The following is a 15,961-nucleotide window of genomic DNA, read 5'->3' as shown; positions in this document are numbered from 1 at the left end:
GTTTTGATAAAGACTGTTGACAGTTTCTGCAACAATCGTCGAAAACAGAGCTCATTTCTGACGTTTACAAGGCGCGTGACGAGCAGGAAATCGCTGTAAGTACTGTGCTTGAGCCTTGCGCAGAAAAACCATGACTTTTCTGCGTGTTTCTTACTACCAACGTCGAATGGATCTCACGGCCTGGCCCGGCTAAAACAGGGTCATAAAACAACAACTACAAGCATTGAGGTATGAAACATGAGTGCCGCTTCCCTGTATCCCGTACGCCCTGAAGTCGCTGCCAATACGCTGACTGACGAGGCGACCTACAAGGCGATGTACCAGCAGTCCGTCGTCAACCCGGATGGCTTCTGGCGCGAACAAGCAAAGCGCCTCGACTGGATCAAGCCTTTTACCACCGTCAAACAGACCTCTTTCGACGATCATCATGTCGATATCAAATGGTTCGCGGACGGCACTCTCAACGTTTCCTACAACTGTCTGGACCGTCACCTTGCCGAGCGCGGCGATCAAGTGGCCATCATTTGGGAAGGGGATGATCCTTCCGAGCAGCGCAACATTACCTACCGTGAGCTGCACGAAGAGGTGTGCAAGCTGGCCAACGCCTTGCGCGGTCAGGATGTGCACCGGGGTGACGTAGTCACCATCTATATGCCGATGGTGCCTGAGGCTGTGGTCGCCATGCTGGCGTGTACCCGGATCGGTGCAATCCACTCGGTTGTATTTGGTGGGTTCTCGCCAGAGGCGCTGGCCGGCCGGATCATCGACTGCAAATCCAAGGTAGTGATCACCGCTGACGAAGGCCTGCGTGGCGGCAAGCGTACCGCGCTCAAGGCCAATGTCGATGTGGCACTGACCAACCCGGATACCTCCAGCGTTCAGAAGATCATCGTGTTCAAGCGTACCGGCGGGGACATCGCCTGGTACAAGCATCGTGATATCTGGTACCACGACCTGATGGCCGTGGCCTCGACTCACTGCGCCCCGAAAGAAATGGGCGCAGAAGAAGCCTTGTTTATCCTTTATACCTCCGGCTCTACCGGCAAGCCCAAAGGTGTGCAGCACACCACGGGTGGCTATCTGCTCTATGCGGCGTTGACCCACGAACGCGTGTTCGACTACCGCCCGGGCGAGGTGTACTGGTGCACGGCGGACGTCGGCTGGGTGACCGGTCACACGTATATCGTCTACGGGCCATTGGCCAACGGCGCAACCACCGTGCTGTTCGAAGGTGTGCCGAACTACCCGGACATTACCCGCGTTTCGAAAATTGTCGACAAGCACAAGGTCAATATTCTCTACACCGCGCCTACAGCCATTCGCGCGATGATGGCCGAAGGTCAGGCGGCGGTTAAGGATGCCGATGGCTCCAGCTTGCGCTTGCTGGGTTCGGTGGGTGAGCCGATCAACCCTGAGGCCTGGAACTGGTACTACACTACGGTCGGCAAAGAGCGTTGCCCGATTGTGGATACCTGGTGGCAGACCGAAACCGGCGCTTGCATGATGAGCCCGCTGCCTGGGGCGCATGCACTCAAGCCAGGCTCTGCAGCGCGTCCGTTCTTTGGTGTGGTGCCGGGGCTGGTGGATAACCTTGGCAACCTTATAGAAGGGGCCGCTGAAGGTAACCTGGTGATTCTGGACTCCTGGCCTGGACAGGCGCGCACCTTGTATGGCGATCACGACCGGTTCGTCGATACCTACTTCAAGACCTTCCGTGGCATGTACTTCACCGGCGACGGCGCGCGTCGTGACGAAGACGGTTACTACTGGATCACCGGTCGTGTAGATGACGTGCTCAACGTGTCCGGCCACCGGATGGGGACTGCTGAAATCGAAAGCGCAATGGTGGCCCACCCTAAAGTGGCAGAGGCTGCAGTGGTTGGCGTGCCCCATGACATCAAAGGGCAGGGGATTTATGTCTATGTCACCCTCAATGGTGGCGAAGAGCCAAGTGAGGCGTTGCGCCTTGAATTGAAAAACTGGGTGCGCAAAGAGATCGGTCCGATCGCTTCGCCGGATGTCATCCAGTGGGCGCCCGGCCTGCCGAAAACCCGTTCGGGCAAAATCATGCGTCGTATCCTTCGCAAGATAGCTACCGGCGAATACGACGGTCTGGGTGATATTTCTACTCTGGCTGACCCGGGTGTGGTGCAGCACTTGATCGATACCCATAAAGGCATGAAGGTCGCCTAACACGGCCTGAAGGTCACCAAGCCCCGTCCGGCATAACCTGGCGGGGCTTTTTATTGGGCAACTGCAGATCCTGTGGGAGCCGACTATGTGTTACCGCAGATGTAACCGGTTGCCCGTTAGCGGGGCCTTCTGATACTCAAAGCACCGTTTTAGAGCCCTTTTCGGCTCCTGAATAAATAAGATGAAACGCTGCACTTGCCGGAATAGAAGGCTTTGCGAATAATAGGCCCGCTATTTGCAACTCACATAGGTTCTATGTCTTTTGCTCTTGCATAAACATGAAGAGCTGTCAATGCCTGGAGTCGCTTTTTTCGGTGCATCTGTAACTAGTTGTCGCATTGAAGAAATAACGGCTTGAAGCCTGTCGTTAGAATGCCGATCACCCGCTCGTCGTTGTTGTGCTGGTCACAGTGCAACGCCAGTAGGACGTGGCGCCGCATTCCCGGTTTAACCTCCGCATATTGGGCTCAGGCTCACTCTGCTTTTATTGCCTTTACCGATGGAGTCCTAAGATGAAGAAACTCGTGCTTCTTGGCGCCCTGGCACTGTCCGTGCTGTCCCTGCAGGCTTTTGCTGCTGACAAACCTCTGAAAATTGGTATTGAAGCGGCTTACCCTCCGTTCGCTTCCAAAGCCCCGGATGGCAGTATCGTGGGTTTTGACTACGACATCGGTAATGCACTGTGCGAGCAGATGCAGGTCAAGTGCGTGTGGGTCGAGCAAGAATTCGATGGCCTGATCCCGGCACTTAAAGTGCGCAAAATCGACGCAATCCTGTCCTCGATGTCCATCACCGAAGACCGCAAGAAGTCCGTTGATTTCACCAACAAGTACTACCTGACGCCAGCGCGCCTGGTGATGAAGGAAGGTACTGTGGTCAGCGACAGCCTTGATGAACTCAAAGGCAAGAAAATCGGCGTACAGCGCGGCTCGATTCACGACCGTTTCGCCAAGGAAGTTCTGGCGCCTAAAGGTGCCGTTGTCGTTCCTTACGGCTCGCAGAACGAAATCTACCTGGACGTGGAAGCGGGTCGTCTCGACGGCACCGTTGCAGACGCCACCCTGCTGGAAGACGGTTTCCTGAAGACCCCGGCTGGCAAAGGCTACGCATTCGCAGGCCCGGCATTCACCGACGTCAAGTACTTTGGTGATGGCGTGGGTATCGCCGTACGCAAGGGCGACGCCCTGAAAGACAAGATCAACGCTGCTATCACGGCTCTGCGTGAAAACGGCAAGTACAAGCAAATCCAGGACAAGTACTTCAACTTCGATATTTACGGTCAGTAATACATCGCAGCGGTACGTCCGAAATGGCGCAAGCGACAGAATCTCTGAAGTTTGCGCCATTTTTTATTCCCCCATTTTCGAGCTATTTTTTAGAGGGCCGGAATCATGTTGAAAGGCTACGGGGCTGTCATCCTCGATGGCGCTTGGCTGACGCTTCAGCTCGCCTTGTCGTCCATGGCCCTGGCCATTGTTCTAGGTCTGATCGGTGTTTCGTTGCGCTTGTCGCCGGTACGTTGGCTGGCTTGGATGGGCGATCTGTATTCAACGGTAATCCGCGGGATTCCCGACCTTGTGCTGATTTTGCTGATTTTCTACGGCGGTCAGGACCTGCTCAATCGCGTTGCGCCGATGCTGGGTTACGACGATTACATTGACTTGAATCCGTTGGCGGCCGGTATCGGCACCCTGGGCTTCATTTTTGGTGCCTACCTGTCCGAGACCTTTCGTGGGGCCTTCATGGCCATTCCCAAGGGGCAAGCTGAAGCCGGCATGGCTTATGGCATGAGTCCGTTTCAGGTGTTTTTCCGGGTATTGGTGCCACAGATGATTCGCCTGGCGATCCCTGGCTTTACCAATAACTGGCTGGTGTTGACCAAGGCGACTGCACTGATTTCGGTGGTGGGCCTGCAAGACATGATGTTCAAGGCCAAGCAGGCGGCTGATGCCACCCGCGAGCCGTTCACCTTCTTCCTGGCCGTTGCGGCGATGTACCTGGTACTGACCAGTGTTTCGCTGCTGGCATTGCGACAACTTGAGAAGCGCTACTCGGTAGGCGTAAGGGCGGCTGATCTATGATCTTTGACTACAACGTCATCTGGGCCAGCATGCCGCTGTACTTGAGCGGCATGCTGGAAACCGTGAAACTGCTGGGTATCTCGCTGTTTTTCGGCCTGCTGGCAGCTGTGCCGCTGGGGTTGATGCGGGTCTCCAAGCAGGCCTGGGTCAACTTTCCGGCCTGGCTGTTCACCTACGTGATTCGCGGCACGCCGATGCTGGTGCAGCTGTTCTTGATCTACTACGGGCTGGCCCAGTTCGAAGTAATTCGTGACAGCTTTATGTGGCCGCTGTTGTCCAGTGCCACCTTCTGTGCCTGCCTGGCGTTTGCCATCAATACCAGCGCCTATACCGCCGAAATCATAGCCGGCAGCCTGCGGGCCACGCCCTATGGTGAGATTGAAGCGGCCAAGGCAATGGGCATGTCCCGTTCCAAGATGTATCGCCGCATTTTGCTGCCGTCGGCCATGCGCCGGGCTCTGCCGCAATACAGCAATGAAGTGATCATGATGTTGCAGACCACCAGTCTGGCCTCCATCGTGACCCTGATCGACATTACGGGCGCTGCGCGTACCGTCAATGCCCAGTACTACCTGCCGTTTGAGGCCTACATCACGGCCGGTGCTTTCTACCTGTGCCTGACCTTCATTCTGGTGCGCCTGTTCAAACTGGCCGAGCGCCGCTGGCTGGGCTATATGGCCCCGCGCAAGGCCTGAGTCATGGAGCGTATCGATCACCTGCTGCCCTGGAGCAGCCTGGGTTCCGAGCGTCACTTGACGGTGTTCCGTTTCGGTGAAGGTGAGCGCAAAGCCTATATCCAGGCCAGCCTGCATGCAGACGAACTGCCGGGCATGCGTTGTGCCTGGGAACTGAAAAAGCGCCTGAGCGAACTTGAAGCCCGGGGTGCTTTGAATGGCGTGATCGAACTGGTGCCCGTGGCCAACCCCCTGGGGCTCGGCCAGTTGCTGCAAGGCAGTCATCAGGGACGTTTCGAGTTTGGCAGCGGCAAAAACTTCAACCGCGATTTCGTCGAGTTGAGTGAGCCGGTAGCGCAGAGGCTGGCAGGTCGCCTGGGGGATGATCCTCACGCCAACACCCGACTGATCCGTCAGACAATGCTTGATATATTGTCCGAGTTGCCAGATCCGGTCAGTCAGTTGCAAGGTATGCAGCGTGTTTTGTTGAGTCATGCCTGTGATGCAGACATTGTCCTGGATCTGCACTGCGAGACCGATGCCGCACTGCATCTGTACGCCTTGCCCCAGCATTGGCCGCAGTGGCGTTCGCTGGCTGCGCATCTGGATGTGCGGGTTGGTCTGTTGGCTGAAGACTCGGGTGGCAGCTCCTTCGATGAAGCCTGCTCAGTGCCCTGGCTGCGTTTGCAGCGCCAGTTTGCCGATGCGCAGATCCCTTTGGCCTGCATGTCGACCACCCTGGAGCTGGGCGGGCAGGCGGACACCGGCCGCCCGCAGGCCGAGGCTTATGCCGAGGGCATTCTGGCGTTTCTGGCCGAACAGGGCCTGATCACAGGTGACTGGCCTGCAGCGCAGCATGAGGCATGTGAAGGCATGCCATTTGAAGGCACTGAGTTGTTGTTTGCACCGCACCCCGGTGTGGTGAGTTTTTTACGTCCGGTGGGCGCCTGGGTTGAGCCCGGCGAGCCGCTGTTTGAAGTGATTGATCCTTTATCTGACCGGGTCAGTACGGTATGCGCGGGCACCGCCGGTGTGTTATTTGCCGTTGAGCGACTGCGCTATGCCCAACCCGGTTTCTGGCTGGCTAAAGTGGCGGGGCGCAAGCCTTTGCGTCACGGGCGCTTGCTCAACGACTGACTGTTTTTGTGAGAACCGACAGCATGTACAAACTTGAAGTCCAAGACCTGCATAAACGCTATGGCAGTCATGAAGTGCTCAAAGGCGTTTCGCTGGCCGCCAAGGCAGGTGATGTGATCAGCATCATCGGTTCCAGTGGCTCCGGCAAAAGTACCTTTTTGCGTTGCATCAACCTGCTCGAGCAACCCCATGCAGGCAAGATCCTGCTCAATGGTGAAGAGCTCAAGCTGATTGCCAACAAGGACGGCGCGCTCAAGGCCGCCGATCCCAAGCAGTTGCAGCGCATGCGCTCGCGCCTGTCGATGGTGTTCCAGCATTTCAACCTGTGGTCGCACATGACCGCGCTGGAAAACATCATGGAAGCGCCGGTGCATGTACTGGGCATGTCCAAGGCCGAAGCCCGTGACAAGGCTGAGCATTACCTGCAGAAAGTAGGCGTGTCGCACCGCAAGGATGCTTACCCGGGGCATATGTCCGGTGGCGAGCAGCAGCGTGTGGCAATTGCCCGTGCGCTGGCGATGGAGCCTGAGGTCATGCTGTTTGACGAGCCGACCTCGGCCCTTGACCCTGAGCTGGTGGGTGATGTGCTCAAGGTGATGCAGGATCTGGCCCAGGAAGGTCGCACCATGGTGGTGGTGACCCACGAAATGGGTTTTGCCCGTGAAGTGTCGAACCAACTGGTGTTTCTGCATAAAGGTATTGTCGAAGAAAGCGGTGACCCGCGTGAAGTGCTGGTTAACCCGCAGTGCGAGCGGTTGCAGCAGTTTCTGTCGGGCAGCTTGAAATAACTGCAATTTTAAGACTGCCGCTGTGCACCAAAATAGGTCATGCTCCGCATCCCGCGTAGCTGGCCCAGGCTGGGTGCACAGGTTTTATTCCCGTTTTCGTTCCGGATAGCACGCCATGACCGCCCATCGAATTGGTTTCCTCATTTGGCCCAGCACCAAAGCCTTGACTCTGGCGCTGGCCGAGGAAGCGTTGCGTGTTGCCCAGCGCGTGCATCCTGAAGTCGTCTACGAGTTGTTGTTCTTGCAGGCCGAGGCACCGCTTGAAGGAGCCTGGCAATTGCCGGGTGAGCCCTGGAACGGCAAGCTTGAAGGTTGCCAAAAGCTGTTTTTGCTGGCGGATGAGCCGCCTGCCGCCCTGACCTCGGCCCTGAGCAGTGCGCTCAAGCAACTGGTGCGGGCAGGGTGCGTGATTGGCGGGCTGTCGGCGGGTGTCTACCCGCTGGCGCAATTGGGTTTGCTGGATGGCTACCGTGCGGCCGTGCACTGGCGCTGGCAGGACGATTTCGCCGAGCGCTTCCCCAAAGTAATCGCCACCAGTCATTTGTTCGACTGGGATCGTGATCGCCTGAGCGCTTGCGGCGGGCTGTCGGTACTCGATTTGTTGCTGGCGGTGCTGGCTCGCGATCATGGTGCCGAACTGGCCGGTGCGGTGTCCGAGGAGCTGGTGGTCGAGCGCATCCGTGAAGGCGGTGAGCGTCAGCGTATCCCGCTGCAGAACCGTCTTGGCTCCAGCCATCCCAAGCTGACCCAGGCTGTGTTGCTGATGGAGGCCAATATTGAAGAGCCCCTGACCACCGACGAAATCGCCCAGCATGTGTGCGTTTCCCGTCGTCAGTTGGAGCGTATCTTCAAGCAGTACCTCAATCGCGTGCCGAGTCAGTACTACCTCGAACTGCGCCTGAATAAAGCCCGGCAGATGTTGATGCAAACCAGCAAGTCGATCATCCAGATCGGCTTGTCCTGCGGTTTCTCGTCGGGGCCGCATTTCTCCAGCGCCTATCGCAACTTCTTTGGTGCGACTCCCCGTGAAGATCGCAATCAGCGCCGTAGCAGCAGCCCTTTCGAGTTGTCTTCGGCCCCGGCCGAGCGCGGCTGAGGTCAGGTCAGCCTGGCTTTGGTCAGAGCCTGACGGGTCAACTGCCGGCTGAGCTCTTTGCGTTCATCGGCGATCTGGCTGTAGATCCGGTAGTAGAACCTGTCATTCATGGGCTCGGAGGTGAATACCTGAGGCTCAGGCACTGCCAGTTTTAGGGCGAGTTCCTGCAGCTCGACACGCTGCCCTGCATGGCGCTGCTCCAGGCGCGTATCCGAGCGAACCCAATTATCCTGCAGCTCCCTGAGCTGCTCGAGCCACTCGGCCTTCTGTTCGAAGAGGCTGGCGTTGGCGTCCAGTTCCGAGGCGTAAGTTTTGTTCAGGTAGGTCTCCCAGAAGGGCACATCAAGGATCTGATTGACCAGCCCGTCACCGGCTTCGCCCTCATGAATCAGGCGATAGGCCCTGACAAACTCCGTATCGCCCACCTGGGCAGTCATCCTGTAGACCATGTAGTTAGGTACCCAGGGCAGTTCGAGGCTTGTGCTCAGCCGGGTCTGGTAGCCGGTGTGGACTTCGACTTCGTCGACCGTTCCGGGCGCACCATCGATCACTTCGCTGGTAAACCTCAAGCCCTGGCCGCCCTCACTCACAGGCCTGACGCGTTGCGCCACATCAGCCCGGGCAATGTCACCGATCTTGGCCAGCCGGGCCTTGCCGCGTGCCAGCGTTATCAGGTTTTTTTCCAGTTCCAGCGGTGTGCTTCGGGCGTTATAGAACTCATGGGCCATGGTTTCCAGGCCCATGGCATTGAATATCTGGGCGCCGGCGTCGGCGCAATTGGTGGGCGAACTGGCCATGGTGAACAGTAGCTCGCGCATGCGGGTGTCGTTACTGGCAGCATCGATCAAGCGCCAGACTTTCTGCGTCAAATCTCCCAGGCCTTCCTGATAGGCAATTTGGTCAGAGGGTGTTTCAAATACGTCCGGGGGGATTTCCATTCGGGCGATGACTTCAAAAAACCCCTGTGAGCCATGCTCGTGCTCTAGAGTCTCCCAGAGTTCCTGCATGGATACCTGTGACCCGGGGGGGCCGAACAACCAGAATGAGCTTTGCTCTGACCCTCGTGGCGGATAAGTGCGATGAGGGTCTAGGCCAAGGGCGCGGCGATACTGAGTGACACGGTCCTGACTCTCCAGGTCGAGCTTCTGGCGTTCAAGGCGGGCATTGGCAATCAACCAGGATTCGGCCGATTGATCGGGGTAGTCGGGCACGGTATGGATCTCATTACCCAGCAGGTTCAATTTGAAAGCCTTCGGTCGTGGCTGGTCGAACAACCCCGGGGGCCATTGAGTGATGCGGGTGTTCTCCAGTACCAGTGTCCTGAGTTCGGGCATATGCCCCACGGCCAAAGGGCTGCCAAGAGGGTTGTGACCCAGATCAAGGTGTTGAAGACGGGTAAGGTGCTTGAGCTGACTCTGCATCCCGGCGTTCAGGGTCAGGCGGTTATGGGCAAGGTGCAGCGACCTGAGGTGCGGCAGTGTATCGAGTGTCTCGGGCAGGGTTTCAAGGTCGTTGGCGTTGAGCGAAAGTACCTTCAGATTGGGAAAGTAGGTCAGGAAGTCGCCCTGGTTTGGGGAAAAGCTGCAATCGTCGAGCCTCAGCAGGCCTACATGGCTCAGGGGGCGGCTTAAAACCAGGCTGTCGGTGCCGGCATGGCCGAACAGGGTGCTGCTGAAGTCCAGTTCGGCCACTATGGCAGCCTGTCCTGTTTTGTTGATATGGACCTTGTCGGCCGATAGCCAGGAGTTCTTTATTCTGGAGCCTATCAGGCGCCTTAAACCATGAAGGTTGGGTGGCAATGCGTTGTCGGTGGTGACGCCGATCGCAGCGCTGATCCAGTTGTCCAGTGTCTCGAAAAGCTGGTCTTTTTCCTCCTCGGTGGCGCGCAGGTGTTCAAGGGCCTGCTCGCTGTCGATTCGCGCCGTGATCAACGCTATCTCGTCGTTATTTCGATAGGGGTAGAGGGCCTTGACCCGTTCCTGCAAGGGATTGGCTGCAGGCGTGGTATTGACCCGGCTGCTGGCGGCGCCGCGCAACAGGGTTTCGCTTTCGGTTGCCACGCAAGCTGCCGGGGATGGCAGATCAAGTGCCGTTCGGATTTCATCGGGGGCGCTGTACTTATCTGCCAGCCATTGTTTGAAGTTCTGGCCAATGGCGAACCTGGATTTCAGGTGCTCGCTGTTGCGTTCGGGGAGCGCCTTCATCAGCGCACCGTGAAAGCGCGAGGCTGGATGCAGCAGGGCATGCTCGCCATCGTAGGTCTCATAGGCGTCCGGACCTTTACGAACCAGTATTCGGGTGTGCCTGGCGTCCTTGGGGGCATGGCTGCAGCGCAAGGTGCCGTCAAAGACCAGATCGCGCACCTCGAGATGAAGGTCGTGGATCGCATCGGTGTAGGTTTTCAGGGTGTTTATGGCCAGTTTTTCGCCGTCTGGAGTCAGCAGGTCATCTTCAAGCAGTCCCTCCTGGGCGTGAGCTATGCGGGTTTGGTGTTCCAGCTCGGTGGCCAGATTTTTTACCCTCAGGGGGATTCTGCCATTCTCGAGGAGGGTGGTTTTCTCGAGCGTGCTGGTGGTCTCAAGCAGCGCTTGGGTGACAGGGGTGGGCAGGTGCGCAAAGGTGCTTTCTATCAATCGCGCTGCCGGGTTTTTTGTCTGGCGCTCCCTGGCGTACTGATGGTCGAAGATGTCTTCCCGTCGTTGCCGGGCGTAGTCGGACACCTTGGCCTGCAGGGTGTTGACGGCTTCTGTCTTTGTTGCGCGCGGGCCCAGCAGGGCATCGAGTTGAGGCGTGTTGAAGTTATCGACAATCAGGGGCCACAGTTTGCCGTTCTTGATGTCCTGCTGAGAAATCCTGAGAGAGTCCTCGGGGAGTGCCTCGGGGGCACCGTAGACATGGGCCATGCCACTGAGGGTTTCATCGACAAAGACATTCAGGGCTTTGTCTGGCGGCCAGCCGGGTAATTCGGTGGGCAGGCTTTCCAGCCAGTTCCCCTTGGTTGAAAGGGCTCGCCCTTGGCGAATACGGGTGATGTCCTCGATATTTTGTTTTTGGATCCTCAGTCGTGCCATACAGTCTTTGAGCAGAGGCGGAGTCGGTTCGTTATGCAGGTGAACCCTTCGCAACACGCCTTCATCGGTGCCGCTGATAATTCGCAGCTTCTCCAGCTCGGCATCGCTGAAGCCCTCGGCGACAGGGCCGAGCCGACGCATAAGGATCGAGCCTTGCCAGGTTTGCGGGCGCTCACCCTCCATCAGCCAGGCGCCTTCACCGTTGTGCTGCATCCGGGGGCCGTAGGCGTGGGGCCGTGTCGGGTGACGCAAGGTATAAGGGCCGGCGCTTTCGGTCTTGTCCAGTACCAGCGTGTGTCGGGCTTGCTGCCCGGAACTGAGGGTCAGCAGTGTTTTGTCCTGGTGGTACTGCAGGCCCAGTTCGTCGGACGCGAGGTGTTCGGGCAGGGCCAGGTCGTGGTGGTAGGCGCTGATGTCAGGGTTCCACAATCGAGTGGCGCCATCGTTGCAGGTGACAGGTTTCATGCCTTGTACAAAGGCGGATGGCTTGGGCAGCAAGCCTCCCAGCACTTTTGTGCCCGCCGCAAAAAAACCTGCCTGGATACCGCTCTCCAGCACCCCGAACAGGTGTTCGAATGCTTCAGTGGTCTTGCCTTGCACCCAGTCGTGGATACCCTCATAGGTGTCGTCCAGCAGTTGCCAGGCCATTTGCAGCAGCATCAGTTCGCCGACGACAGGTACAAAAGGCGCGATGACAAAGGCTGCGGCATTCAGCAGTGCCATGCCAATGCCTTTCAGGCGTTCAAGGCGTGCCTCACGGGTTTTGCGGTCTTCGGCATCGGTCGACACGGCGAGGCTTTTGGCATCGTTGAAAATTTTTGCCAGTTGTCTGCTGTAAAGCGTTTCCCAGAGGTCATCAGGTATCGGCACCAGCAGGTATTCAATCGCGGGTTTTTCGATCGGTATCAGGGTTTGCGCAACCAGTGCGTCTGGTAGCGTTGCGCCCGGTGCGATGGGGGTGTCGGGGATGACCTGCCAGTAGGTTCTTTTAAGACCCTCCAGAAAAGCCCCCAATCGGTCGTGGGCGACGAAGCGGCTGAAGAAATGCTGGTAGGAAGTGCTTTTCAGGCGTTCGGTCAGATGCGCCATGCACTCGCCGATCGATGAGTACTCCTTGACCGGATGCAGGGGGTCGTGGGGTATGTACGCAACTACCGATCGTTGATGTACCGGCATGAAGATCAGCGGGCTTTCGATGTCGAGGGAGAGCACTGTCAGGCGATAGGTCAGCCAACGGTTGTCCAGGCCTATGAGAAAGGCATCCAGTGACTCATACAGGGGCAGGCCGATCTGTCTGGTCATCACGGCGTAGGTCAGATCGGCCTTCAGGTCGGCGCGTTGACTGTCCAGTATTTTGTTTTTCAGCCTTAACTGCCTGCCATGATCGTCAAGACCCAGATGGCGCGTGAGATGGTCCTTGTAGCGGGCGCCCAGATTCAGTGTTCGGCACAAGGCCGTGAACGCCTGCACGGGCATGTGCTCGGTGATGTGATTGAGCTGCTTGAAATGCCCCTGGGCATCGGGGCGGCTGATATACCCCGAGCCTGAGAGGTAGGCATAGGGCAGGGTTTCATGCAGTTCAAAGTTGTGCAGGGCCGCGTCTAGCAGGGACACGCGCCAGGTCGTGGTACCGCTTTCGCGCAGGCCGATGACAGGCAGGTAGTTCGGGATATACAGATTGATAAAGGTGTTGTGTACATCCAGGTCCAGCTGATATTGGCGTTTAATAAGGTTGTTCAGCAAGGGCGCCGCAAACCCGTGAACATCTACGACCCTTGCCAGGTCTTTTTCAACATCGTTGCGGGCGGCCCATCGCGCTGCAAACGTTTTGCGCAAGGTGTCGCCCTGAGCGGGCGTGAGGGTCCTCAAGGTTGGGTGAAGGCTGGGGGACGTCCCTTTCAATGCGTTCAGGGTCGGTCGGCCCAGGGCGGCATGGCCTCGGCAATGGTCGTGAAGTGGGGGATGGTCTGGAGTCGGTTCGCCGCTGTTAACCCTTTTTCAGGGGGCGGTTTCAGGGGCGCAAGAGGTGTTGGATCGGGCATGTCCGGTACTCGTATGTCCTGATGGAGTACCTTCAAGATCCGCCAGTACGAGCCCGTTAAAAAGCGCAAATATTTGCTGGCTGGCGGAGGCTTTGCATCAACAATCAGCGATCAATCCATACATATTTAGCACCCATACGTACAGATCCGGCGGTGATCGGCAAAAACTCGCGTTTTCCGGGCAAATCAGCGCGCCAGAGTGCTGCCGCAAAGACGCCCCAGCGTTTAAACTGCGCCTTTGTGACGGAATATGTCGCATTGTCGTAATGCCTTTGTAAATCGTGGTTTGGCGCTATAAGAAGTTGTCGCTTGGCGACAAGGCGTGCTCCCGATGTGTCCCTACAATCCCCCCATCGCTCGCCAGTTTAGGCAGGCGTTCCTCTTCAGGAGACTCCGATGTCCGTTGAGCAAGCCCCGGTGCAACGCGCCGATTTCGACCAGGTCATGGTTCCCAACTACGCGCCTGCAGCCTTTATTCCTGTGCGTGGTGCCGGTTCCCGAGTGTGGGATCAGGCCGGTCGGGAGCTGATCGACTTCGCGGGCGGCATTGCCGTTAACGTTCTTGGCCATGCGCATCCGGCATTGGTCGGTGCCTTGACTGAGCAGGCGAATACTCTTTGGCATGTGTCCAACGTGTTCACCAACGAGCCGGCGTTGCGCCTGGCGAAAAAACTGGTGGACTCGACCTTTGCCGAGCGTGTGTTCTTCTGCAACTCGGGCGCTGAAGCCAACGAAGCCGCTTTCAAGCTGGCCCGTCGTGTCGCCCATGACCGTTTCGGCAGCGAGAAGTACGAAATCATCGCCGCGCTCAACAGCTTTCACGGCCGCACGCTATTCACCGTGAACGTGGGCGGGCAGTCGAAGTACTCCGACGGTTTTGGTCCGAAAATCACCGGCATTACCCATGTTCCGTTCAACGACCTTGATGCGCTGAAAGCGGCGATTTCGGACAAGACCTGCGCAGTGGTGCTGGAGCCGATCCAGGGCGAAGGCGGCGTGCTGCCGGCCGAGCAGGCTTACCTGCAAGGCGCCCGCGAACTGTGCGACCAGCACAATGCGTTGCTGGTGTTTGACGAAGTTCAAACCGGCATGGGTCGTACCGGCGAGCTGTTTGCCTACATGCATTACGGCGTGACCCCGGATATTTTGACCAGCGCCAAGAGCCTGGGCGGCGGTTTCCCGATCGCAGCCATGCTGACCACCGAAGCGCTGGCCAAGCATCTGGTTGTCGGCACCCACGGCACCACCTACGGCGGTAACCCGCTGGCGTGTGCAGTCGGCAATGCGGTAATCGATGTGATCAACACGCCAGAGGTACTGCAAGGCGTCAAGGCCAGGCATGACCTGTTCAAGACCCGCCTTGAGCAAATCGGCCAGCAATACGGCCTGTTCACTCAAGTGCGTGGCATGGGCCTGCTGCTGGGTTGTGTGCTGAACGATGCCTGGAAGGGCCGCGCCAAGGACATCTTCAATGCCGCTGAAAAAGAAAACCTGATGATTCTGCAGGCCGGCCCCGACGTGGTTCGATTCGCACCAAGTCTGGTGGTCGAGGAGGCCGATATCGAAGAAGGTCTGAACCGCTTCGAACGTGCCGTAAAGAATCTGACGCAAGCCTGAGTGTGACCTCGACGCCCGGCTTGCCGGGCGTCGAACCGAATTTAATGTGCCGGGCCAGGCTCAATGCACAGGGCTTTCAATGTGGGAGCGGGCTTGCTCGCGATACAGGCAGCGCGGTGTGTCAGTCACGGCGCAGTGACGTCATCGCGAGCAAGCCCGCTCCCACAGTTGAAATCCCGGGTGTACTCGACTGTTCGGCCTATACCCCTCTATGTAATTCAAGGATTAAGGAGTGACACCATGCTGGTGATGCGCCCTGCGCAAATGGCTGATCTGGGCGAGGTACAGCGTCTGGCTGCGGACAGCCCGATTGGTGTCACTTCATTGCCGGACGATATCGAACGCCTGCGCGACAAGATCGCCGCGTCTGAAACCTCGTTCGCTGCCGAAGTGAGCTTCAATGGCGAAGAAAGCTATTTTTTCGTCCTTGAAGACACCGCTGCCGGCAAGTTGGTGGGGTGCTCGGCGATCGTGGCCTCGGCCGGTTATTCGGAGCCGTTTTACAGCTTCCGTAACGAGACGTTCGTGCACGCCTCCCGCGAACTTAAGATTCACAACAAGATTCACGTCCTGTCGCAGTGCCATGATCTGACCGGTAACAGCCTGCTGACCAGTTTTTATGTGGTCCCGGAACTGGTGGGGTCGGCCTGGTCCGAACTCAACTCCCGTGGCCGCCTGCTGTTTGTGGCCAACCACCCGGAGCGTTTTGCCGACTCCGTGGTCACCGAGATCGTTGGCTACAGCGATGAAAATGGCGACTCGCCGTTCTGGGACGCCATTGGCCGCAACTTCTTCGACTTGAACTATGCCGCCGCCGAGCGTCTGTGCGGGCTTAAAAGCCGCACCTTCCTTGCCGAGCTGATGCCGCATTACCCGATTTACGTGCCGCTGCTGCCTGACACCGCCCAAGAGGCCATGGGGCAAGTCCACCCGCGTGCGCAGATCACCTTTGACATCCTGATGCGCGAAGGTTTCGAGACCGATCACTACATCGATATTTTCGACGGTGGCCCGACCTTGCATGCCCGGGTTTCGGGCATCCGCTCAATCGCCCAGAGCCGCGTGGTTCCGGTCAAGATCGGCGCACTGAGCACAGGCGGTGGACGTCAGTATCTGGTGGCCAATGCCCAGCTACAGGATTACCGCGCCGTATTGCTGGAGCTGGATTGGGCGCCGGGCAAACCGGTCACGCTGGATCTGGAAGCGGCCGAAGCACTTGGTGTTGGCGAAGGTGCCAGCGTACGAGTGGTAGCGGTATAACG

At 58.0% G+C, this 15,961-nt stretch carries 10 protein-coding genes; 9 read left to right on the top strand and 1 reads right to left on the bottom strand.

Annotation, left to right across the window (positions count from 1 at the left end; genetic code table 11):
* Positions 1-237: 237 nt before the first annotated feature.
* From acs to argR, 7 genes are all read left to right on the top strand, one after another.
* Positions 238-2,193, top strand: coding sequence for an acetate--CoA ligase (acs, locus tag FHL07_RS11835; protein ID WP_086798394.1), 1,956 nt, complete (start codon positions 238-240; stop codon positions 2,191-2,193).
* A 512-nt stretch (positions 2,194-2,705) separates the two neighbouring features.
* On the top strand, positions 2,706-3,479 hold the full coding sequence (locus FHL07_RS11830; protein ID WP_095003241.1) for an ABC transporter substrate-binding protein: 774 nt from the start codon (positions 2,706-2,708) through the stop codon (positions 3,477-3,479).
* 105 nt (positions 3,480-3,584) lie between these two features.
* The gene (locus FHL07_RS11825; protein ID WP_095003240.1) at positions 3,585-4,274 is read left to right on the top strand and encodes an ABC transporter permease; all 690 of its coding nucleotides are present in this window, start codon (positions 3,585-3,587) and stop codon (positions 4,272-4,274) included.
* Complete coding sequence (locus FHL07_RS11820) at positions 4,271-4,969, top strand: ABC transporter permease (RefSeq protein ID WP_138738512.1); 699 nt, start codon at positions 4,271-4,273, stop codon at positions 4,967-4,969. Before FHL07_RS11825 ends, FHL07_RS11820 begins: the two co-directional genes overlap by 4 nt.
* Before the next feature lie 3 nt (positions 4,970-4,972).
* Positions 4,973-6,085 (top strand): succinylglutamate desuccinylase/aspartoacylase family protein, encoded by a 1,113-nt coding sequence (locus tag FHL07_RS11815; protein WP_095019708.1) that lies wholly within the window; start codon positions 4,973-4,975, stop codon positions 6,083-6,085.
* Positions 6,086-6,108: 23 nt separating this feature from the next.
* The gene (locus tag FHL07_RS11810) at positions 6,109-6,873 is read left to right on the top strand and encodes an ABC transporter ATP-binding protein (protein WP_095003237.1); all 765 of its coding nucleotides are present in this window, start codon (positions 6,109-6,111) and stop codon (positions 6,871-6,873) included.
* Positions 6,874-6,988: 115 nt separating this feature from the next.
* A complete protein-coding gene (argR, locus tag FHL07_RS11805; RefSeq protein WP_095003236.1) occupies positions 6,989-7,969 on the top strand; it encodes a transcriptional regulator ArgR in 981 nt (326 codons plus the stop codon).
* Between the two features lie 2 nt (positions 7,970-7,971).
* Here the strand turns inward: argR and FHL07_RS11800 are convergent, their stop codons facing one another.
* Positions 7,972-12,876: an NEL-type E3 ubiquitin ligase domain-containing protein gene (locus tag FHL07_RS11800; RefSeq protein ID WP_138738511.1), complete on the bottom strand. Its 4,905-nt coding sequence runs from the start codon at positions 12,874-12,876 to the stop codon at positions 7,972-7,974.
* A gap of 602 nt (positions 12,877-13,478) precedes the next feature.
* Here FHL07_RS11800 and FHL07_RS11795 point away from each other — a divergent pair.
* Together FHL07_RS11795 and aruF are read left to right on the top strand one after the other, a co-directional pair.
* Positions 13,479-14,699 (top strand): aspartate aminotransferase family protein, encoded by a 1,221-nt coding sequence (locus FHL07_RS11795; protein ID WP_095019710.1) that lies wholly within the window; start codon positions 13,479-13,481, stop codon positions 14,697-14,699.
* 240 nt (positions 14,700-14,939) lie between these two features.
* Entirely contained in the window at positions 14,940-15,959 is a 1,020-nt protein-coding gene (aruF, locus tag FHL07_RS11785) for an arginine/ornithine succinyltransferase subunit alpha (RefSeq protein ID WP_095003233.1), read from the top strand.
* Positions 15,960-15,961: the final 2 nt, after the last annotated feature.

Source organism: Pseudomonas sp. FSL W7-0098, from assembly GCF_005930585.1.
GTDB lineage: Bacteria > Pseudomonadota > Gammaproteobacteria > Pseudomonadales > Pseudomonadaceae > Aquipseudomonas > Aquipseudomonas bubulae.
Note: the sequence above shows the minus strand (reverse complement) of the source record. Positions and strands in the feature narration are given on the sequence as shown.